General features: G+C 55.5%; 14 protein-coding genes. 8 read left to right on the top strand and 6 right to left on the bottom strand.

What is annotated here, in order from left to right; translation table 11 throughout:
- Positions 1-27: 27 nt before the first annotated feature.
- The 4 genes from Q0824_RS04730 to ccmI all read left to right on the top strand — a co-directional run bounded on the left by Q0824_RS04730 (position 28) and on the right by ccmI (position 4,407).
- Positions 28-2,031, top strand: a complete 2,004-nt coding sequence (locus Q0824_RS04730; RefSeq protein ID WP_298447983.1) for a heme lyase CcmF/NrfE family subunit — start codon at positions 28-30, stop codon at positions 2,029-2,031.
- Complete coding sequence (locus Q0824_RS04725; protein ID WP_298447981.1) at positions 2,028-2,564, top strand: DsbE family thiol:disulfide interchange protein; 537 nt, start codon at positions 2,028-2,030, stop codon at positions 2,562-2,564. The genes Q0824_RS04730 and Q0824_RS04725 overlap by 4 nt, the downstream gene beginning before the upstream one ends.
- On the top strand, positions 2,564-3,043 hold the full coding sequence (locus Q0824_RS04720; RefSeq protein ID WP_298447980.1) for a cytochrome c-type biogenesis protein: 480 nt from the start codon (positions 2,564-2,566) through the stop codon (positions 3,041-3,043). The genes Q0824_RS04725 and Q0824_RS04720 overlap by 1 nt, the downstream gene beginning before the upstream one ends.
- 77 nt (positions 3,044-3,120) lie before the next feature.
- Positions 3,121-4,407, top strand: coding sequence for a c-type cytochrome biogenesis protein CcmI (gene ccmI / locus Q0824_RS04715; protein ID WP_298447978.1), 1,287 nt, complete (start codon positions 3,121-3,123; stop codon positions 4,405-4,407).
- Between the two features lie 55 nt (positions 4,408-4,462).
- Here the strand turns inward: ccmI and Q0824_RS04710 are convergent, their stop codons facing one another.
- The 6 genes from Q0824_RS04710 to Q0824_RS04685 are packed head-to-tail and all read right to left on the bottom strand — an operon-like array spanning position 4,463 to position 11,395.
- On the bottom strand, positions 4,463-6,208 hold the full coding sequence (locus Q0824_RS04710; protein WP_298447977.1) for a BatD family protein: 1,746 nt from the start codon (positions 6,206-6,208) through the stop codon (positions 4,463-4,465).
- Complete coding sequence (locus tag Q0824_RS04705) at positions 6,202-8,010, bottom strand: VWA domain-containing protein (protein ID WP_298447975.1); 1,809 nt, start codon at positions 8,008-8,010, stop codon at positions 6,202-6,204. The genes Q0824_RS04710 and Q0824_RS04705 overlap by 7 nt, the downstream gene beginning before the upstream one ends.
- Positions 8,003-9,031: a VWA domain-containing protein gene (locus Q0824_RS04700; RefSeq protein WP_298447973.1), complete on the bottom strand. Its 1,029-nt coding sequence runs from the start codon at positions 9,029-9,031 to the stop codon at positions 8,003-8,005. The genes Q0824_RS04705 and Q0824_RS04700 overlap by 8 nt, the downstream gene beginning before the upstream one ends.
- Positions 9,025-9,495: a DUF4381 domain-containing protein gene (locus tag Q0824_RS04695; RefSeq protein WP_298447971.1), complete on the bottom strand. Its 471-nt coding sequence runs from the start codon at positions 9,493-9,495 to the stop codon at positions 9,025-9,027. Before Q0824_RS04695 ends, Q0824_RS04700 begins: the two co-directional genes overlap by 7 nt.
- A complete protein-coding gene (locus Q0824_RS04690) occupies positions 9,492-10,424 on the bottom strand; it encodes a DUF58 domain-containing protein (RefSeq protein WP_298447969.1) in 933 nt (310 codons plus the stop codon). Before Q0824_RS04690 ends, Q0824_RS04695 begins: the two co-directional genes overlap by 4 nt.
- A gap of 8 nt (positions 10,425-10,432) precedes the next feature.
- Entirely contained in the window at positions 10,433-11,395 is a 963-nt protein-coding gene (locus tag Q0824_RS04685) for a MoxR family ATPase (protein WP_298447967.1), read from the bottom strand.
- 130 nt (positions 11,396-11,525) lie between these two features.
- Between Q0824_RS04685 and Q0824_RS04680 the strand changes: the two genes are divergently transcribed.
- The 4 genes from Q0824_RS04680 (at position 11,526) to Q0824_RS04665 (ending at position 19,607) form a co-directional block, all read left to right on the top strand.
- On the top strand, positions 11,526-16,397 hold the full coding sequence (locus Q0824_RS04680) for an NAD-glutamate dehydrogenase (protein ID WP_298447965.1): 4,872 nt from the start codon (positions 11,526-11,528) through the stop codon (positions 16,395-16,397).
- Positions 16,398-16,497: 100 nt separating this feature from the next.
- A complete protein-coding gene (gene can / locus Q0824_RS04675; protein ID WP_298447963.1) occupies positions 16,498-17,178 on the top strand; it encodes a carbonate dehydratase in 681 nt (226 codons plus the stop codon).
- A 30-nt stretch (positions 17,179-17,208) separates the two neighbouring features.
- On the top strand, positions 17,209-18,273 hold the full coding sequence (locus tag Q0824_RS04670; RefSeq protein ID WP_298447961.1) for a class I SAM-dependent methyltransferase: 1,065 nt from the start codon (positions 17,209-17,211) through the stop codon (positions 18,271-18,273).
- A 191-nt stretch (positions 18,274-18,464) separates the two neighbouring features.
- Positions 18,465-19,607 (top strand): methyltransferase, encoded by a 1,143-nt coding sequence (locus tag Q0824_RS04665; RefSeq protein ID WP_298447958.1) that lies wholly within the window; start codon positions 18,465-18,467, stop codon positions 19,605-19,607.
- Positions 19,608-19,617 lie beyond the last annotated feature (10 nt).

Raw genomic sequence — 19,617 nt, 5'->3', positions numbered from 1 at the left:
CAATAGCCTGATTCCTGGAGAGCTTTGATGTATCCCGAACTCGGACAACTTGCACTGATACTCGCGCTGGTTCTGGCAGTGCTTCTGTCGGTTGTACCCCTGGTTGGCTCACTCACCGGCCGAGACAGCCTTCAGGCGTTTGCGAGGCCGTTGACTACCGGCATGTTTGTGTTTGTCGGGCTGGCGTTTGCGGTGTTGACCCATGCCTTTTTAACTGACGATTTTTCAGTCGCCTACGTGGCGAACAACAGCAACAGCATGCTGCCCTGGTATTACAAGTTCAGCGCTGTGTGGGGTGGCCATGAAGGCTCACTGCTGCTGTGGATATTGATGCTGACCGGGTGGACCATGGCTGTTGCCATTTTCAGTCGCCGGTTGCCTGCGGTGATGATCTCCCAGGTGTTATCTGTTCTCGGCATGGTCAGTGTCGGATTCATGCTCTTTATTGTGGTGACTTCAAACCCTTTTGATCGCCTGCTGCCCAACGTGCCGGCTGATGGTGCGGATTTGAACCCGCTGTTGCAGGATTTCGGGCTGATTGTGCACCCGCCAATGCTGTATATGGGCTACGTTGGATTCGCGGTAGCTTTTGCATTCGCCATTGCAGCATTGATTAACGGTCGTCTGGATGCCGCATGGGCCAGATGGTCCCGGCCCTGGACAACCGTTGCCTGGGCCTTCCTGTCTGTTGGTATCGCGCTTGGAAGCTGGTGGGCGTACTACGAGCTTGGCTGGGGCGGTTGGTGGTTCTGGGACCCCGTAGAAAACGCATCCCTGTTGCCGTGGCTGTCGGGTACCGCCCTGATGCACTCGCTGGCGGTGACCGAAAAACGTGGTGTGTTCAAAAGCTGGACGGTACTGCTGGCCATTGTCACCTTTTCCCTGAGTTTGCTGGGAACCTTCCTGGTTCGATCTGGCGTGCTTACCTCGGTGCATGCCTTTGCGTCTGATCCGGAGCGGGGCACCTTTTTGCTGGCGTTGTTGGCATTAACCATCCTGGCCAGTCTGATGCTCTATGCGTTCCGGGCGCCTGTGGTTCATGTGCGCTCCCGCTACGGCTCTCTATCGCGGGAAATTTTCCTGCTGCTGAATAACGTACTGCTGGTTTCTGCAACGCTGCTGGTCGCAGTGGGCACGCTTTACCCACTGGTTCTGGATTTCTTCGAGCTGGGCAAGATATCCATCGGTGAGCCGTTCTTCAATCTCACGTTCAGCCCTCTGGCTGTGGCGACAGGGCTTTTGCTTGGCGTTGGCACCTTCTCGCGCTGGAAGAAAACCGATGCCGGTTGGCTTGCGCGCAAACTCTTGTGGCCGCTGGCGATCAGTATGCTGCTCAGTACCGCGGTCATGGTTGTGTATGGCGGATTCAAGCCTTGGGCCTTTATTGGCGTATTTACAGCCCTATGGGTAACCACTGCAACCTTCTGGGATTTGTGGGACAAGTCCTCTTCGAAAAAGGGGCGAGTTCACGGCCTTAAGCGCCAGTCCCGTAGTTACTACGGCATGGTGCTTGGTCATCTCGGATTGGCGCTCACCATGGCCGGCGCAACGGTGGTGTCGAACTATGGTATTGAGCGGGATGTGCGCATGGTGCCGGGTGATGTGGCCGAGGTTGGGGATTACCAGTTCCTGTTTGTGGATATTGGTGAGCGCCGCGGTCGTAACTTTACTGCCCAGTACGGCACGTTCGAGATCATGCGGGATGGCAAGCTGATTGCTGAGCTGCACCCCGAAAAGCGCCAGTACGCGGTTGGCATGAGTGTTATGACAGAAGCGGATATTGATGGCGGTTTGTTCCGGGATATATTTGTGGCTGTCGGTGAACGTATTTCTGACAACGCCTGGGCTATACGCCTGCAATACAAGCCGCTGATCCGCTGGCTCTGGCTTGGGGCTCTATTTATGGCCGCCGGTGGATTCCTGGCCATATCGGATCGCCGTTACCGGATACGTGAACGCTCGACGGAACGTTCGACATCCCCGGCGCCATCACAACCAGGCTCCCAGGAAACAGCTGGAGCGGTTTCATGAAGCGGTTTTTACTGTTCCTGCCCCTGCTGGTGGCCATCGTGGTGGGTGCATTTCTGTTTGCGGGTATCGGTAAAGACCCCACCAAGTTGGATTCCGCCCTGGTTGGAAAGCCGGTTCCGGTATTCGGCCTCAAAAGCCTGAAGCAACCTGAGGCGACCCTTGATGAGGGTCTGTTCCAGGGTGAGGTGACCCTGCTGAACGTGTGGGGTACCTGGTGCCCCGCCTGTCGGGATGAGCATGCTGACCTCATGTGGTTGGCACAGGAAAGGAAGGTTCCAATTATCGGGCTGAACTATAAGGACAGCAGAGACGAAGCCTTGGTTTGGCTGGACAGGTTGGGCGACCCCTACCGCACGGTGATCTACGACCCAAAAGGCACCCTGGGTTTTGATCTGGGTGTTTATGGCGCGCCTGAAACCTTTGTAATTGATGCATCCGGTGTTGTGCGCTACCGCCATGTAGGTGTGGTCAACCGCGAGGTGTGGGAACAGATCCTGTTGCCAGTGATTAGTAAAGCGCGGGAGAACGGTTGATGCTCCGTATTATGTGTTTCCTGTTGGCTGTTTTTGCCTCCGGTATCAGCTCTGCCGATGTTTCTGCAGTGTATGGTTTTGACACCCGCAGCGAAGAGCAACGCTACCAGAATCTGATCGCAGAATTGCGCTGTCCCAAATGCCAGAACCAGAACATTGCGGATTCAAACTCACCGATTTCCAAGGACATGAGAAATGCGGTTTATCAAATGATGCAAGAGGGGGCCAGCAACGATAAAATTGTGGAGTCTCTGGTGGGCCGCTTTGGTGAGTTTGTAAAGTACAAACCCGATCTGGATAGCCGTACTTTCGTTCTCTGGGCAACGCCTGCGATTGCCGTTCTGGGTGGGTTACTCGTAGTGGTCGGGGTGGTTGTTCGCTCTCGTCGCGCGGGTACGGCGGCGCCGGCCCTCAGTGCTGACGAGCAGGCCCGTATTGAAAAAATGCTTGCGGAAAAAGATCGTAACGGCAAAGCCTGACCAATACTTATGGCAAAAGCCCGGATTCTTAGCTGTACGCACCGCCTTATTCATTTTGAACCTGTGATGATATTTCCATGACCCAAACTTTCTGGATTGCCGCAACGGTACTGATCATTCTTGCCCTGGCATTTGTAATCTACCCAGTGATGTTCCACCGCCGGGCCGACCGGCAACAGACAGACCTCAGAAACCAGAACCTGATGGCCTATCGCAGCCGTATGGCTGAGTTGGAAAAAGAGCATCAAGCCGGAATTATTGACGATGAAACTTACCAGCAATTGCGCGACGAACTTGCCGGCGCCATGTTGGATGATGTGCCCGAGAATGAGGTTCAGGCAAAAAGCACTCCCGGTCGAAAGGCGGCGATGGCGGTGGGTTTGGTCTCAATACTCCTGATTCCCGCAGCCACGGTTGTACTTTATGAAGAGTGGGGCGCCCTGGATAGTGTGGAAGCTTATATCGCCATGCAGGAGTTGGGTGGTTCTGATGAAGCCCGTGCAGCGCAGATGGACACGCTCACAGAACAGTTGCGCGAGCGGCTGGAAGCCAGTCCCGATAACCCTGACGGATGGGCTATGTTGGGCCAAACCTATATGCGCCTGGAGCGCTATGAAGATGCAGCCTGGGCATTCCGGCAGTTGGCCGATAGTGTGAAATCTGATGATGGGTCCCAGGCGGTTGCTCTGGGGCTATCTGCGCAGGCGCTATTTTTCCTTAACCAAGGTGCCATGACCGATAAGGTAACTGCCACGATTGAAGAAGCCAGATCATTGAACCCTGACGAAGTAAATTCTCTTGGTTTGTTGGGCATTCATTCCTTCAGTCAGGGCGCCTATCGCGAGGCTATCCAGTACTGGGAGCGTATCCAGACCGTCGCACCAGATCACCCACAGTTGGGCGCCATTCAGGGCGGCATCAAAGAAGCTTATACTCGCCTTGGGGAGCAGCCACCAGCACAGGAACCGGCTCTTGCTGCAGCGGATGATAGCGTTCAGGGCGTGGGCGTAACTGTGAGTGTGAGCCTTGATGAGGCGTTCAAGCAGGATATTCCAGACGACACTACATTGTTTATCTTTGCCCGTGCAGCCAATGTCCAGAGCGGGCCGCCCCTGGCTGTTGTCAGGTTAACCGCAAGCGATCTGCCTATTGATATTCGGTTGGATGACAGATATGCGATGACCCCCGAGGCGGTGATCTCTGGTGTTGAAGAGGTGGCTGTAACGGCGCGGCTGACACGTTCTGGCAGCATCAGCGCGCAAGCGGGTGACTGGCAGGGAGGTACCGATGCACCCATCACGGTAACCAAAGAGCAGGGCGCACCAGTAGCTATAGTGATCAATAAGCAATTGACCGGAAGCTAGCCGGAACCGGCCCATAGAGTGTTCTGACCGTTTCGAGCTGTCGCCACGCAGGCCCTTACACTGAAAGGCTGTTGGGGTAGAGTGGCGGCAAGCTGGATTCCGGGTTTGATCTGATTTTCTGTTGCCTTGCTTGCTTGAGGGCTGCAACTAGCTGCTCCCCATCCCATTGCCCGCTATTGTTTCCATCGCCGGAACCACCCCGACTGAAGAGGTGGCCCTGCAGTTCGCTCAACTCCTTGTCTAGTTCCGGTGCTGAGACTACCCGGAAAACATCACCGGCAGAGCGGAAATCGTGTCCTGGCCAACGTAAGTTTGACCAATGTACAAATAGCCCGGGAGTGGATGCCCGGCCATCCTTTGCTGCACTGAGCGCCTGCTCAAATACATCACGTTCACTTTCGCTTTCCTCAAAGTCGTTGTTGGCAGGCGCACTGGCAGCCAATCTTCGGGTTCGCCACCAGGCCAGCATCGTCAGAACCCATATCCCCGCAAGTGCAAGACTGACCCACTGCCAGAATGTGTTCTCCGCTGCTACACCGGTGTTGATAGATTGATTCTCAACGCCGGTGGGGGGTGTTGAGCGTTGGTCTGCGGTGGGGGCGTCAACAACCGCTGGTGTTGTTTCAGAGGCGTCTACGTTGAGGGTTTGTGCTGGGATAACAGCAACTTTCTCGCTGTCGGATTCTGTGTCCCACCAGGGAATGCGCACCGCCGGTAGGGTCAGCTTTCCCGATTCGACGGGAACCAGTGCGCTTGTTTGAGTGAGAGTTGAAACAATTCCATCAGGCCCCGCGCTGGTGTTTCGTTGAGGCTCTTCCGGATAACTGCGAAGCCCATCAGGCATGGAGTCGGGTAAGGGCGGTAGTGCTTCTGAAGGCAGACCTGTGGCTTGCAGGCTTAGGGTGCGGGTGAGATTGTCACCGGTCTTCAAGTTCAAAGTGGATGGCATGCCCGCTTCTCTCAGGGTGAGGTTGGCGGCCGGCAGCCAGGTTGAGCCGCTGAACTCTGCGGGAACATCTTTTACGGGTACTTCAAACAAGGAGGCGCTATCCCGGAGGAACCGCAGAGAGCCGTCGGCATCTCTTGCCTGGCCTTCAAAGCGAATGGGTGGCAGGTTCATTACGCCAGGCTTTTGTGGAAACAGGGCGTAGCGCCGCTCAACAACACGGTAGCGTACGCCGTCGCGGTCGCTGGAATACTCCCGTTGTTTTCCCAGACTTTCGATGATCGCGTTGGGGTGCTGTGGATCGGATAGTTCGCCACGAATAAGGTTGCCCCGGAAGAACAGCCTCACCGTCAGGATCAATTGTTCCTGAACATAGACTTCGGCTTTATCAGCCGTCAGCTCAATGAAACTGCCCCGATTCGTGCCGGCCTGATCTGGAGGCGTGGCGTCAACAACCTCGACCGTAACCGGCTTCGATTTGGAATCCTTGAAACTCAGCGCAGGGATGGTGAGTTTTCCGGTTGATTTGGGTGCAAGCTGGTAGGTCCAGGTTATTTCTCCCACCATGTCGCTGTTTACGGTGCGAATGCTGTAGCGCTGGTTGCGGGCCAGTATCTCAAAGTCACCTTCCACCTTTTCGATATCCGGCGAGGGTAAGTTTGATAGATCAAAATCGAACAGGTTACTAAGGCTGATATCAATCTCTGTGCTGCCCTTGACGGTAAGCGTCAGCACTTCGCCTTCGTAAAGGCGGGATCGGTCTGGCTCGACACTGAGTTCACCGGCCTGTGCCCCTGCCCCGAATACCATAAACACTGCCAGCCAGATTGCCTGAATAATCAGCCGTTTTACCATGGTGTGTCGCCCTCATCAGATGGTGTCTGACGCTCCTGATACTGTTGCAGGAATTTTCGTTGTAAAAGCCCGCCCGGGTTGTCTGGCACCCGCCGCAGGGATTGCTCCTGGCTTTGGGTCAGCGGTGTTTCAGACGTAGGGGCGGGAGCCTCAACCTGCTGGTCGCCGGGTTCTGTCTCTGTGGCCTGCGCACTTGACCCCTGGCTTTCTGGTGCATCGCCCGGTTGCTGCTCGCCAGATTCGTCCTGATTACGCTTTTTCTCTTGTTCTTCATTTCCGCTTTCAGACTGTTCAGGTTCCTGGCCAGAGTTTTGCGGCTGATCCCGATTTTCGCTATCACCGGATGAGCCGGAGGGGTTTCCCTGTTGCTGACCGTCGTTCTGGCTGGAATCCGACGAGTTCTGATCGTCCTTGCCCTGGTCCTGACCAGATTCTTTCTCCTGCTTTTCGAGCAGATCCTCAACAATCTGGCGGTTTACCTGCGCATCTTCCATGTCTGGTTTGCGCGCCAGTGCGCGGTCGTAGGCCTCAATAGCCTCTTTAAGCTTACCGGCCCGGGCGAGAGCGTTGCCACGATTGTAATCCCCGAGGGCGCTGTCTACCCCGGAGAAAACTTTGGCCGCGTCCTCATAGCGCTCCGCCCTGTAAAGAGCTGCCCCCCGCCATTCCGGTGACTTGAGAACCTTGGCCGCGGCATTTGGATCTTCCCGTATCAACTCTGCTGCCCGTTGATCTTCACGCTGCCATAAGCTGCCCCAATCCATGGCTTGGGCTGGTTGCGGCAGAGCGGGTAGAAGAATCAGTGCCATGGCGGTAAAGGCACCACGACGCCAGCCCAGCAATAGCAATGGCAAAGCCAGCCACAACAGCCAGTAACCGTCGTCCTGCCAGCGGTTTACCGTGAGCCCGGTGTTGGAATCCTGCCACTCGTCGGATTCAACGGGGCTGAGATTCAGGGCCGCTATGTCGCTGTCATCCAGCGTCAGTTCATGGCTGCTCCCCCCATTTTTTCGGGCGAGTTCCGCGAGCATGTCCGGGTCGGTGCGTGTTATGACAATGTTGCCGTTATCGCGAATAAAGCCCCGCCGCGCAAGTGGAATGGGGCCGCCATCGCGGGTGCCGACCGCCAGCGTGCTAAGGGTATAGTCAGTGCCCTTCAGTGCTGTGCGGATAGGCTCGCGGTAGCGGTCTGGAACCTCATCTGTGATCAACAGAATGCGACCCATGCCCGGAGCACCTTGCTCCAAAAGCGCGCGGGCTCTGGCAATCGCAAGATCCGAACGGTTTCCCTGAACCGGCATGATGACCGGGTCGAGTACATTGAGCATGCCAGTGACTGTGTTGATGTCGTCGGTCAGAGGGGTGACTACGTGTGCGTCCCCGGAGTACACAATCAGCCCGGTGAGACTGCCTTCCCGAACGGCGAGAATGTCACGGATTTTGCGTTTTGCCCGGGTAAGACGATCTGGTTCCAGATCGGTGGCCAGCATGGACAGCGACAAGTCGAGCACGATCACGAGGCTGTCTCCCGGCTTTTTCAGGGGTGTCGGCGCCTCACGCCAGGCTGGTCCCGCCAGGGCAATGGCGAGGATAACCAGTGCGCTGATTGCAGGTAGGAGCTTCGATTTTCCTTTGCCTTCAGCTCCGCCATAACGCTGGATAACCGGCGCCAAAAGCTGCTCGGGAATCAGGCCCGACCAACCACTGTCACCTGAGCCGCGGCGCGTTAAAGCAATGTACAACAAGGGTGCAAGGAGTAGCAGCAAAAGCCAGAGAGGGCGGATGAAGTGGAAGTCAGCCATGGGGCACACCTCCTTCCGAAACCTGCGGAGCACGACCACGCCAACTCGTAATTCGTCTGAACATAAATAGGCCAAACCAGAGAACGACCGCCATGCCCGCAGGCCAGAAAAAGAGATCGGTAACCGGGCGGTAGGTTTTACCATCCAGTTCAATGGGTTCAAGCTGGTTGATGGTTTCGTAAATCAATTCCAGCTCGGGCAGGCTGCGGGCACGAAAATACTCGCCGCCAGTCTGCTGGGCCATGCGCGTTAACAGATCTTCGTCCAGATCTCTTGAAGGGTTTACCCGGCGGGAGCCAAGCAAGCCGCGCCGGATCATCGACTCGGCACCAATGCCGATTGTATAGAGGCGAACACCCGCTGCCGCGGCGATTTCCGTGGCTTTGTCTGGTGTGATTTGGCCGGCTGTATTGGCTCCATCGGTTAGCAGTACCACCACTCGTTGTTGTTGAGGGCGCTCTCTGAGACGCTTCGTAGCCAGACCGACTGCATCGCCAATGGCGGTTGCGCGCCCGGCCATGCCGATGCCGGATTCCTGCAGCAGTGTTTCCAGTGTTTCCAGATCAAAGGTCAAAGGCGCCTGAACATAGGGCTCCGTGCCAAACAGTATCAGGCCCAGCCTGTCACCTTCACGGCGGGCAATAAAATCGTTCAGCACTCTTTTAACGGCCTGCAAGCGGTTGATGCTGCGGCCCTGAATGATCATGTCCTGCTCTTCCATGCTGGGGGAAATGTCGACCACCAGCATAAGGTCACGCCCGGACACGGGCATTTGCACTTGCTCGCCGACATGTTGTGGCCGTGCCAGTGCCAGCACCAGTAGTGCCCAGGCCAGAAACAGCACCAGGGTTTGCCAGCGGGGCACGCCATTGCCCTGTCGAGTAACTCCCGGCAACTCCGAGAGCCAATGCCCGACAGGGAAAACCGGGGCGTCTACTGTGTGGGTGGCGGGTTTCTTCCATTGCAGCAGTAGGGGCACCAGAATGAGTAGCAGTGCCCAGGGGTAGGTGAGGCTCAGCATTTTTGCGCGTCCAGCCAGATGCGGGCGAATTCCATAGCCTGTGCGGGTTCGGCGGTCGGCTCTGGTTGCCAGGCACTGTTTATCAAAGCGTCGACCACAGGGCGATGAGCTATTCGGCCTTCAGGAAGATGGCGAATCAGGCATTCCGCCCATTGCTCGCCAGTCTGGGCTTCAGGATTTTCGTTTGGATAACGCGCCCGCGCCACACGCTTGAGCAGCGCATTGAGTTCCGTGAACCACTGTGGCTCTTTAACAGCCGAGCGCTCCAGAATAGCCAGCTCCGCTTTTGCAAGCCTCAGCCAGCGGTTTCGGCGGTGGCGGCGAATGACCGCCCAGATCAAAGCTGCCACAGCAATTAGCAGGAGAACGCCAAGAATCCACCAACCCGGCGCCGGTGGCCAGAAGCCGCCGGCTATTGGCAGGTGAATATCGCGCAGTTGGCTCAGGGGATCGTCGGGCGTCATCCGATTCTCCCTCCCGGCCCGAGTATGGATTTAAGACTCACAGCAGGTGATTCATGAGTTGAAACATTAGAAGCCCATACGCCCGGTAAACGGAAACACTCTTCAAGCCTGGCCTCGTGGTGGATGATCTTCTCGTGCCAAGCCTGCTGAAAGCTGCTGTTAGATGCATCAAACCAGACCGGGCCTTCAGTGCCGGCAACGGCAAAGCGACCGCTTCGGGGCAGTTCGAGTTCCAGGGGGTCCACAACCCGCAAGGCGCTGACACTGTTGTGGCGAGCCAGAGCACCGAGCAGTGACGGGGTGTTGTCCGAGATGCCAAGGAAATCACTGATCACGAAGATTCGACTGCCCGTATGGGCAACACGCCGGGCTTCCGCGAGCGCCGTATCGAGGGTGGTGTCTGATGAGGCGTTATCTATGGATGTGTGCTGCTGGCTGGCGAGGGTATCCAGCAATCTTAATACGGACTTTTTGCGCCGGGCGGGGCGCTGAACGTTCAAGGTGCTGCCGTTAAACACAATGCCGCCTACCTGGTCGCCGGCCAAGAGCCCCAGCCAGGCAAGGATGGCGGCAAGCTGGGCGCAGCGCACCTGTTTGAAGGCTCCGGTGCTGGCGAAGAACAGAGTAGGGCCCAGATCGCATATCAGCAGCACTGGTCGTTCCCGCTCTTCCTCATACAGTTTTGTGTGGGGTGCCTGGCGACGGGCGGTTACACGCCAGTCAATGCTGCGGATATCATCGCCCGGCTGGTAAAGCCGCACCTCGGAAAAGGCCATTCCACGCCCACGCTGCGCCGAGCGTTGCAAGCCGGCCTGACGTGCCCGTGCAGGGCGTGCCGAGGGCAATTTCAATGCTCTGGCATCTGCCTGCAGGCGAATAAGCGCCTGCAGGCAGATGCGGGTTGTTGCATTACTGGCGCGTACATCCATGGGCGGTCTCAGGCACTCACGGGTACGCGGTCAATCAGGCGCTGTATCACTGTGTCAGCAGTTACGCCTTCTGCCTCGGCTTCAAAGGTCAGCAGGATTCGGTGCCTGAGCACATCAAAGGCAACCGCTCGAATATCGTCCGGAGTTACATAGTCCCTGCCGTTGAGCCACGCAATGGCTCGGGAACAGCGGTCGAGGGCAATGGTGCCTCGGGGGCTGGCACCAAACGCTGTCCAGCGGGCAAGTTCAGGGTCCAGAACACCTGGATCTCTGGTGGCCAGCACCAGGGCAAGAAGGTACTGCTCAACGGATTCGGCCATATAGATGTCGGCAACCTCAGCCCGGGCTTCGAAAACCTGGTCTGCGGTTAGTCGAACTTCGGCGGCGGCCTGGCCTTGTCGGTAATCGTTTCTGGCCAGATGAAGAATGGCTTGCTCGGCTTGAGCAGATGGGTATCCGATCACCACGTGCATCAGGAAGCGATCAAGCTGGGCTTCGGGCAGCGGGTAAGTGCCTTCCTGCTCGATGGGGTTCTGGGTTGCCATCACCATGAACAGTCGATCAAGGGGGAAGGTGCGCATACCCACACTAACCTGGCGCTCGCCCATGGCCTCAAGCAGGGCGGACTGCACTTTTGCCGGGGCCCGGTTGATTTCGTCGGCCAGTACCAGGTTGTGGAAAATTGGCCCGCGCTGGAATTCAAATAGCCCGGTTTCTGCCCGATAGATCTCGCTGCCGGTCACGTCAGATGGCAACAAATCCGGGGTAAACTGAATGCGATGAAAATCCCCCGTGAGGTGGTCTGCCAGGGCTTTTATTGCGGTGGTTTTCGCCAGCCCCGGAGCACCCTCTACCAGAAGGTGCCCATCTGCAAGCAATGCAATAAGAAGACGGTCGACCAGCTTTTCCTGACCTATGATCCTTTTGGCTAACTGTGCCCGTAGTTCACCGAACGTATGCTGTAACGACATAGGAAGTGATTGCTCTCGTGCGTAAGTAGTTGCCGCAGTTTTGGTGTCTGTGCGGCAAAAATCAAGGGTTTGACTATGCTTATCTCACGATATCCCTATTACGTTTATTTCACACTATCTGAGGTCGCCCATGAATGCGCTGACAGTGGCAAGCAAAGATCAGTTTTTCGAACTTTTGGCTGAAGAGTTTTCCAAGAAGCTTGCCAAAGCCGAAGCCAAGAAAATCAGCGAATTTGTAAAGCAACATTACGCCCATATTCCCCTGGACGAACTTCTTGAACGGCGTCTCTCAGATACCTACGGCGCAGCCATGGCGGCCTGGCAGTTCATGCAGAAGCGTGGGGCAGAAGAAGCGCCCGTGGCTGTATTCAACCCGGATCTGGAAAGCGACGGCTGGCAGTCAACCCATACCGTTGTGTTTATATTGCACCCCAATATCCCGTTTCTGATTGACTCCCTGCGTATCGCGATTAACCAGCGGGAAATTGCGACTCACTCTATTCAGCACTCCATTCTTAATCTGGAGCGGGACAAGTCAGGAAACCTCGAAAACTTGCTGGCGACCAAGAAATCCGGTTTGGGCTCTGCCTATGAGGCATTTATCGTTCTGGAGATTGCCCGGCACAACAATCCCGAGGATCTTAAAGATCTGGAGCAGGTTCTTCGGGCGGTTCTTCACGAAGTGAGTATCGCCGTCTCGGACTTTCCGGTGGTTACCGATAAGGTCAAGCAGATAATAAAAGAGCTGGATAGCACTACAGCAGTCATTAGTAATGAGCAGAAGGAAGAAGCGCAAGCGTTCCTGAAATGGCTGGTAAGTGATCACTTTACGTTTCTTGGCTACGACGAATATGACTTTGCCAAGGAAAAGTCCGGCATGGTGGTTCGCAGGGTTGAAAACTCCGAGCTGGGGATCCTCCGTGTAAATAACGAGCGACCGGAGCAGGTTCGTCTTAACGAATTGCCCCAGCGCACGCGCCACGAAATGACGCGGGCTGACGATATTTTCATTTTCGCAAAATCTGCTCAGCGCTCACGGGTTCACCGCCCGGCCTACCCGGATTATATCGCCGTAAAGAAATTCAATAAAAAGGGGGAGGTAGTTGGCGAACGCCGCTTCCTCGGCCTGTATACGTCTCGTGCTTATAACGAGCGGCCGGATGAGATTCCGCTGCTCAAACGCAAATTTCAGAGTGTGATGACACGCTCCGGATTCTTGAAGGCCGATTACGCAGGTAAAGAGCTAGAGCAGATTCTTACTCTCTATCCCCGGGACGAACTGTTCCAGATTGCTGAAGATGAATTGCTGATAGTGGCGAAGAATATCCTATATATACAGGAACGCCATCGCATTGAGCTGTTTATGCGTGAAGACGTATACGGACAGTTCGTTACCTGCCTTGCATTTTTTCCTCGGGATATTTACAACACCGAGCTTCGCTTGAAGGTGGAGCAGGTACTGCTTGACCAGCTTGGAGCTGAAGATATCGAGTTTGTGACGCATTTTTCCGAATCTGTGCTGGCGCGTGTGCAGTTCACCATCCGTGTTCCCCAGGTTGAGAATCGCAAATTGCCGCTGGCGGAAATCCGGGAGAAGGTCATCGAATTGGCTCAGTCCTGGCGAGATGGACTTTCCGGTGCTCTCAGTGAAACCTTTGGGGAAGAGCAAGGGAATGAACTGCACCGCCTGTGGGCGAATGGCTTTCCGGCAAGCTACACCGAGATGTTCTCGCCGCGTCGTGCCGCCATTGACCTTGAACATATAGCGGCAGCTTCTACCGGTAATGGCCTTACAATGAGTTTTTACCGGGCACTGGAAGAAGACGAAAGCACCTTGCACTTCAAGCTGTTTTATCCTGATCAGCCCCTGCCTTTGTCCGACGTAATGCCCATTTTTGACAACCTGGGTTTCCGTGTTCTGGGTGAGCATCCGTTCGAAGTGACCGATCGGAACAATAAAACCGTATGGATTCACGATTTCACCCTCTATGCCCACGGTGGCAAAGCGGTGGATATCCACCGGATACGGCCCATCTTCGAGGAGTTGTTCCATCGGGTGTGGTACGGCGAAGCTGAGAGCGATGCCTTCAACCGAATGCTCGTCACCTCGTACATGAGCTGGCGGGAAATTGCCCTGTTGCGCACCTATGCGCGATACATGCGGCAGATCCGCTTTTCCAATAGTCAGACCTTTATTTCCAATACTTTGGTGAATCACGTTGAGCTCACACGGATTCTGCTGGAGTACTTTGAGGTGCGCTTCAACCCGGATCGCTTCCAGAGTGAAGTGAAGTGCCAGGCGGCTCAACAGAAACTGGAAATCGAATTCAACGCTGGGCTCGATGAGGTGGCTAACCTCAGTGAAGACCGTGTGCTCCGTCTTTATCTCGAATTGATGCAGGCTACTTTGCGCACCAACTACTACCAGGTGGACGAAACCGGCCAGCCAAAGCCCTATATCAGTGTGAAATTTGATCCCTCCGGTATTTCAGACATGCCGCTGCCGGTGCCAGTGTACGAGATATTCGTTTACTCGCCCCGTGTTGAAGGGGTCCACCTGCGTGGGGGCAAGGTTGCCCGGGGCGGGTTGCGTTGGTCGGATCGTTTTGAAGATTACCGTACTGAAGTTCTTGGTCTGGTGAAGGCGCAGCAGGTAAAGAACGCAGTGATTGTGCCGGTGGGTGCCAAAGGTGGCTTTGTTGCCAAGCGCCTGCCGGATTCGTCGGATCGTGAAGCGTTTCAAGCCGAAGGCGTTGCAGCCTACAAAACGTTTATCCGGGGCTTGCTCGATATTACCGACAACCTGGTCGATGCCAAGATCCAGCCGCCGGAGCGAGTGGTCAGACACGATTCGGACGATCACTATCTGGTTGTTGCCGCTGACAAAGGCACCGCCACATTCTCTGATATTGCGAACGGCCTGGCGGCGGAATACAACTTCTGGATGGCCGATGCATTTGCCTCCGGCGGCAGCAATGGTTACGACCACAAGAAAATGGGCATCACGGCACGGGGCGCCTGGGTGTCTGTCGAGCGTCACTTCCGTGAGCTGGGCATTAACCCGGCGGAGGATGAGTTTACCGCCATTGGCATTGGCGACATGGCCGGAGACGTATTTGGTAACGGCATGTTGAACTCAGAGAAAACCCGCCTGGTGGCAGCGTTTAACCACATCCACATTTTCGTGGACCCGACCCCCGATGCGGCCAAGAGCTACAAAGAGCGTAAGCGGCTGTTCGAGAAGCCGCGTTCGGCCTGGACGGATTACGACACCAAGCTGATTTCCAAAGGCGGTGGGGTATTTAATCGCAATGCCAAATCCATCGCGATCAGCCCGGAAATCAAGAAGCTGCTGGACATCAGTTCTGACCGTGTGCCTCCGAACATGCTGATTTCGCACATCCTCAAGGCTCGGGTCGATTTACTCTGGGTTGGTGGGATTGGCACCTATGTTAAGGGCAGTGTCGAGTCCAACAGCGATGTGGGAGACAAGGGCAACGATGGCGTGCGCATCAACGGAGACGATGTGCGCTGCAAGATTATAGGTGAGGGCGGCAACCTGGGTATGACCCAGCTTGGGCGCATTGAATATGCGTTGAGTGGCGGCCGGTTGAATACAGACTTTATTGATAACTCTGGTGGCGTAGATTGCTCGGACCACGAAGTTAACATGAAGATCCTGCTCAACCGTGCGGTTGCAATGGGAGATCTCACCTTCAAACAGCGCAACGTCATGCTGGAAGAAATGACAGATGATGTAACAGCGCTGGTTCTCAAGAACAACTATCGGCAAACCCAGGCTATCAGTATTGCCAACGAAGATGCAGCCACGCGCCTTGAGGAATACCGCAGGCTGATGAATACCTTTGAAAGCGAGGGCAAGCTGAACCGGAGCCTGGAGTTCCTGCCGGATGACGACACCCTGACTGAGCGCAAGCTGAACAATAAAGGGCTGACCCGGCCTGAACTGTCGGTTCTTATTTCCTATGTGAAAGGTGATCTGAAGCAGACGTTGATCGACAGCAGCTTGCCAGATAACCCGTTGCTTGCCCGTGAAATGTACAAGGTGTTTCCTCGGGATATGAACCAGAACTTCTTCAAGGAGTTGGGAGAGCACCAACTGCGTCGGGAGATTATTGCGACACAGATTGCAAACGATATGGTCAACCACATGGGCATTACGTTTGTAGAACGGTTGAACCAGTCTACCGGAGCAGATGCCGCGTCCATTGCGCTGGCATGGCTGATCACCCGGGATGTTTTCCGGATTGATAACTGGTGGGACAAGATTGAAGCGCTCGATTTCCATATTCCGGCGAAGTTGCAGATGAAACTGATGCAGGATCTGATGCGCCTTATGCGTCGTTCTGTGCGCTGGCTGTTGCGCAATCGTCGCGCGGAATTGAGCATTCAAAGCCACATGGAACGCTTTGCCGACAGTGTCTGGGCGATCACGTCCGGATTGCCGGAGTATCTTGGGGAATACGCGAGCAGCGACTGGACGAAGCGCAATGAGGCGCTTGTTGGCGAGGGGGTGCCTGCGGAGTTGGCATCCGTTCTGTCTGGTACCAGCTATCTGTACTCATCCCTTGGCATCATCGAGGCTCAGGAAACCACCGGTATGCCACTAAAAACCGTTGCCAATCTGTACTATGAACTGGGCGACAGACTCGACCTGAACTGGTTTGCCAGTGCTATAGCGAACCTCAAGCCCGGGTCCCATTGGCAGGCCCTTGCGAGGGAAAGCTTCCGTGAAGATATGGATTGGCAGCAGCGGGCATTGACCACTGGAGTCCTTCGTCTGGCTGGAACGCCGGAGGATGTGCCAGCTTCTGTAGATGCGTGGCTGGAGCGGCATGAATCGCTGATCGAGCGCTGGAAATCCATGCTGCAGGAACTCAAGGGCGTAAGAGAGCCCGAGTACGCCATGTTCTCTGTGGCACTGCGGGAATTGCTGGATCTGGCGCAGAGTACGCTGCACCAATCACAAGGCGAGAGCTAGATCGAAAGGCTGTTAAACATGGCTCAGACAAACTGAGTGTTGCGTTGAAGCCGTGATTCCCGTTCAATCACGATCGGGAATCACGAAACGGAGTCTGTTAATGGGTCAACTTGACCATCTTCTTGAAAAAAACCGGGCTTGGGCTGACGCTATCAGAGCCGATGATCCGCAGTTTTTTCATCGCTTGTCGAATCAGCAGGCCCCTGAGTATCTCTGGATTGGCTGTGCTGATAGTCGAGTGCCCGCCAACCAGATAGTGGACATGCCTCCGGGCGAGCTTTTTGTGCATCGGAACGTTGCCAACGTCGTCGTTCACACAGATTTCAACTGTCTGTCGGTTTTGCAGTTCGCCGTAGAGGTGTTGAAGGTCAAGCATGTGCTTGTGGTTGGCCATTACGGCTGCGGCGGCATCAAGACTGCTTTGCGCAATGAGGGCTTTGGTCTCATTGGGAACTGGCTGAGGCATGTGCAGGATATTCGAGATCGTCATCAGTCTGTACTCAGTGCCTGTAGTAACGAGAATGATCAGGCTGACCGGCTGTGCGAACTGAATGTTATTGAGCAGGTTGGGCATGTGTGCCAGAACAGCATTGTTCAGGAAGCCTGGAAACGTGGCCAGCGGCTGAACGTTCACGGCTTCGTTTACGATTTGGCAGACGGCATACTCCGGGATATGGGCTTATCTGTTTCCGGAGCTAAAGACTGGGAGCAGATCAAGCAGAACAGTCTGGACGAGCTGGTATTGCGCCCTGTGCGCTCTGGCCGACAGAAACAAGTCTAGTATTCACCGCAAAACGGCATCATCCACTCCATGCAAAGTATAACCGGCTCCGGCTTACCTAATTCCCATCAGGCGCTGCTGAGAAACCAGCACCTGTTATCCGGCCGGCTGGCCCTGCTGGGCGTCTCATCAGCACACTTGTTGCCAGCGCTCCCTTTTAATGGCCTTGCCATGAGCGAGCACGCGGGCGTTTTTCGCGCGCTGGAGCGCCATGATGGCTGGCAGGCTGCCTTTGGTTATGACGACCCTGAGCTGGCTGATAACAGCTATGACAGCGTCGTGGTGTTTTTGCCAAAAGCTCGTGCCGAGTTGGAAATGCGCCTGGCGCTGGCCCGCTCCCTGGCCGCAGACAATGCACGATTGATACTGGTCGGGGAGAAAAAGGAAGGCATAGCGGGTGCCATCAAACAGCTCAAGGTGGTTGCGCCCCAAGCATCAAAGGCAGACAGCGCACGCCATTGTCAGGTCTGGTGTGCAGAATCGGTTGAGCCGGTTCCCGGATTTCGCGCTCAGGACTGGTTGAGCTGGAGCACCGTTGAATGTTCAGGAATCTCCATTGAGGTTGCCGGGTTGCCCGGGATATTCAGTCAGGACAGCCTCGATAGGGGAACACGCATGCTGCTGGAGACTCTGGCAGAACAGCCGGTCCAGGCAGATCGGCTGCTCGATTTTGCCTGCGGTGCGGGGGTTATTGGCGCCTGGGTGCAAGCCTGGCAAACAGCGAAGCAGGTCCCTGTTGCCAGTGTCGATGGCGTAGATGTCCAATCGCAGGCGATTATTTGTGCACGGGAAACCTACCAGCGTAACCGCTGCGATGGCACCATTTTCGCCTCTGATGGCCTGGCTGGGATTGACGGCCTCTGGCCCGGGGTTATCAGTAATCCTCCCTTCCATACCGGTGTAAAAACCGACACCTCCATGACAGAGCAGTTTCTTCAGGACGTGAAGCGGCATTTGCAGCCGGGGGGTGAATTGCGGTTGGTGGCTAACAGTTTTCTGCCCTACGAAGCGTTGATCAAGCGGCACATAGGTCGAGTGGAACGACTTCGTGAAGATGGACGCTTCACTGTTTATCGTGCTTTCAGGGGGCAATAACGAAAAAAGCCCCTGGGGTGAGGGGCAAAAGGTTCGCTTCCCAAAAAATGGAGCTAACCGAGAATGTGTTTAAGACAAACCCTCGTGCTGAGGGTCTTCTTAAAAGTGAACAAAACGAACAATAGGGTTATTTTCTAGAGTAATCAGCCTAAAATGGCATGTTTTACACGAATCCCCTCTGGATGCCTGATATGACAACCGCTGTGCTGGACTTTCCTGGTGGTAGCCTGACCCTCAGCCGCCCTGGCACGGATGATCCGAGCCTGCGAGCCTGGAGCTCTGCTGACGAATTGCTGCTAGAGGAAGCGTTTGAGCGTTTAGCCATTGCGCCTGACTCGCGAGTGTTGGTTGTTGATGATCAATACGGTGCCTTGACGTTAGGCTTGTCTCTGTTTTCTCCGGATGTCGTAGCTGATAGCGCCCAGCTTCGCTCTGCATTGGCGTTGAACGCAGCCCAGAACCCCGATTGCACTGTTCCAGAGCAGGTGTTCAGCTGGATACAGCCACCCGTTGATACCTATGATCTGATTCTGCTGAAGATTCCCCGTGAGGCAGATTATCTGGATTGGCTGCTGCGTTGGGCCAATGGTTCGCTTGAGCACAACGGGGTCATACTGGCGGCCGGAATGATCAAGCATCTTCCTGATCGCAGCGTGGATGTTTTTGCCAGAACGGTGAATGTCGAGAAGGTAGGCAGGGCGGTAAAAAAAGCTCGGCTGATTACCTGCAGCGAAGGCGAGGCCAGGCTGGATAATTGGCTTGGAACCTGGAAAGGCTATGAACTGGAAGCGCAGAGTGTTCGCGTCGATGCCATGCCAGCGGTATTCGCTAGGGAGAAGCTGGATATAGGCACTCGGCTGATGCTGCTCCATCTGAAGCCCGCTCTTGAATCTTGCCCGTCGGGTGCCCGTGTACTGGATCTTGCGTGCGGGAATGGCGTTCTTGGGCTGAGTGTATTGGCTGGTCGGGCAGATATTGAAATGACGTTCAGTGACGTATCCAGCCAAGCTGTCATGAGTGCTCGCCGCAACGTAAGCACTGCCTTTCCCGATGCCAAGACGACATTCCTGCACGCAGATGGCGTTGCCGGCGGTCGGGGTTCATTTGATCGCATTCTGCTAAATCCGCCCTTTCATGAAGGCGGTGTGGTGGGAGACCATATCGCCTTGAGATTGTTTGAGCAGGCTGCGCAGAACTTGTCTGATACTGGCCGTTTGGTCATGGTGGGAAATCGACACTTGGGATATCACAAAAGCCTGCGCCGATACTTTCCCCAAGTGCGTCAGCTCGACGCTAACCCCAAATTTGTTGTCTTCGAAGCCTGGCGCGGTTGAGCACCGGGCT

Origin of the sequence: uncultured Marinobacter sp. (genome assembly GCF_947488835.1) — a bacterium.
Taxonomy (GTDB): domain Bacteria; phylum Pseudomonadota; class Gammaproteobacteria; order Pseudomonadales; family Oleiphilaceae; genus Marinobacter.
This window is presented reverse-complemented; position numbering and strand designations above follow the sequence as displayed.

Excerpts from the sequence above, each read along its gene's own strand:
- Q0824_RS04730 (WP_298447983.1), top strand. The coding sequence starts at position 28 with ATGTATCCCGAACTCGGACAACTTGCACTGATACTCGCGCTGGTTCTG.
- Q0824_RS04725 (WP_298447981.1), top strand. The coding sequence starts at position 2,028 with ATGAAGCGGTTTTTACTGTTCCTGCCCCTGCTGGTGGCCATCGTGGTG.
- Q0824_RS04720 (WP_298447980.1), top strand. The coding sequence starts at position 2,564 with ATGCTCCGTATTATGTGTTTCCTGTTGGCTGTTTTTGCCTCCGGTATC.
- ccmI (WP_298447978.1), top strand. The coding sequence starts at position 3,121 with ATGACCCAAACTTTCTGGATTGCCGCAACGGTACTGATCATTCTTGCC.
- Q0824_RS04710 (WP_298447977.1), bottom strand. The coding sequence starts at position 6,208 with ATGGTAAAACGGCTGATTATTCAGGCAATCTGGCTGGCAGTGTTTATG.
- Q0824_RS04705 (WP_298447975.1), bottom strand. The coding sequence starts at position 8,010 with ATGGCTGACTTCCACTTCATCCGCCCTCTCTGGCTTTTGCTGCTACTC.
- Q0824_RS04700 (WP_298447973.1), bottom strand. The coding sequence starts at position 9,031 with ATGCTGAGCCTCACCTACCCCTGGGCACTGCTACTCATTCTGGTGCCC.
- Q0824_RS04695 (WP_298447971.1), bottom strand. The coding sequence starts at position 9,495 with ATGACGCCCGACGATCCCCTGAGCCAACTGCGCGATATTCACCTGCCA.
- Q0824_RS04690 (WP_298447969.1), bottom strand. The coding sequence starts at position 10,424 with ATGGATGTACGCGCCAGTAATGCAACAACCCGCATCTGCCTGCAGGCG.
- Q0824_RS04685 (WP_298447967.1), bottom strand. The coding sequence starts at position 11,395 with ATGTCGTTACAGCATACGTTCGGTGAACTACGGGCACAGTTAGCCAAA.
- Q0824_RS04680 (WP_298447965.1), top strand. The coding sequence starts at position 11,526 with ATGAATGCGCTGACAGTGGCAAGCAAAGATCAGTTTTTCGAACTTTTG.
- can (WP_298447963.1), top strand. The coding sequence starts at position 16,498 with ATGGGTCAACTTGACCATCTTCTTGAAAAAAACCGGGCTTGGGCTGAC.
- Q0824_RS04670 (WP_298447961.1), top strand. The coding sequence starts at position 17,209 with ATGCAAAGTATAACCGGCTCCGGCTTACCTAATTCCCATCAGGCGCTG.
- Q0824_RS04665 (WP_298447958.1), top strand. The coding sequence starts at position 18,465 with ATGACAACCGCTGTGCTGGACTTTCCTGGTGGTAGCCTGACCCTCAGC.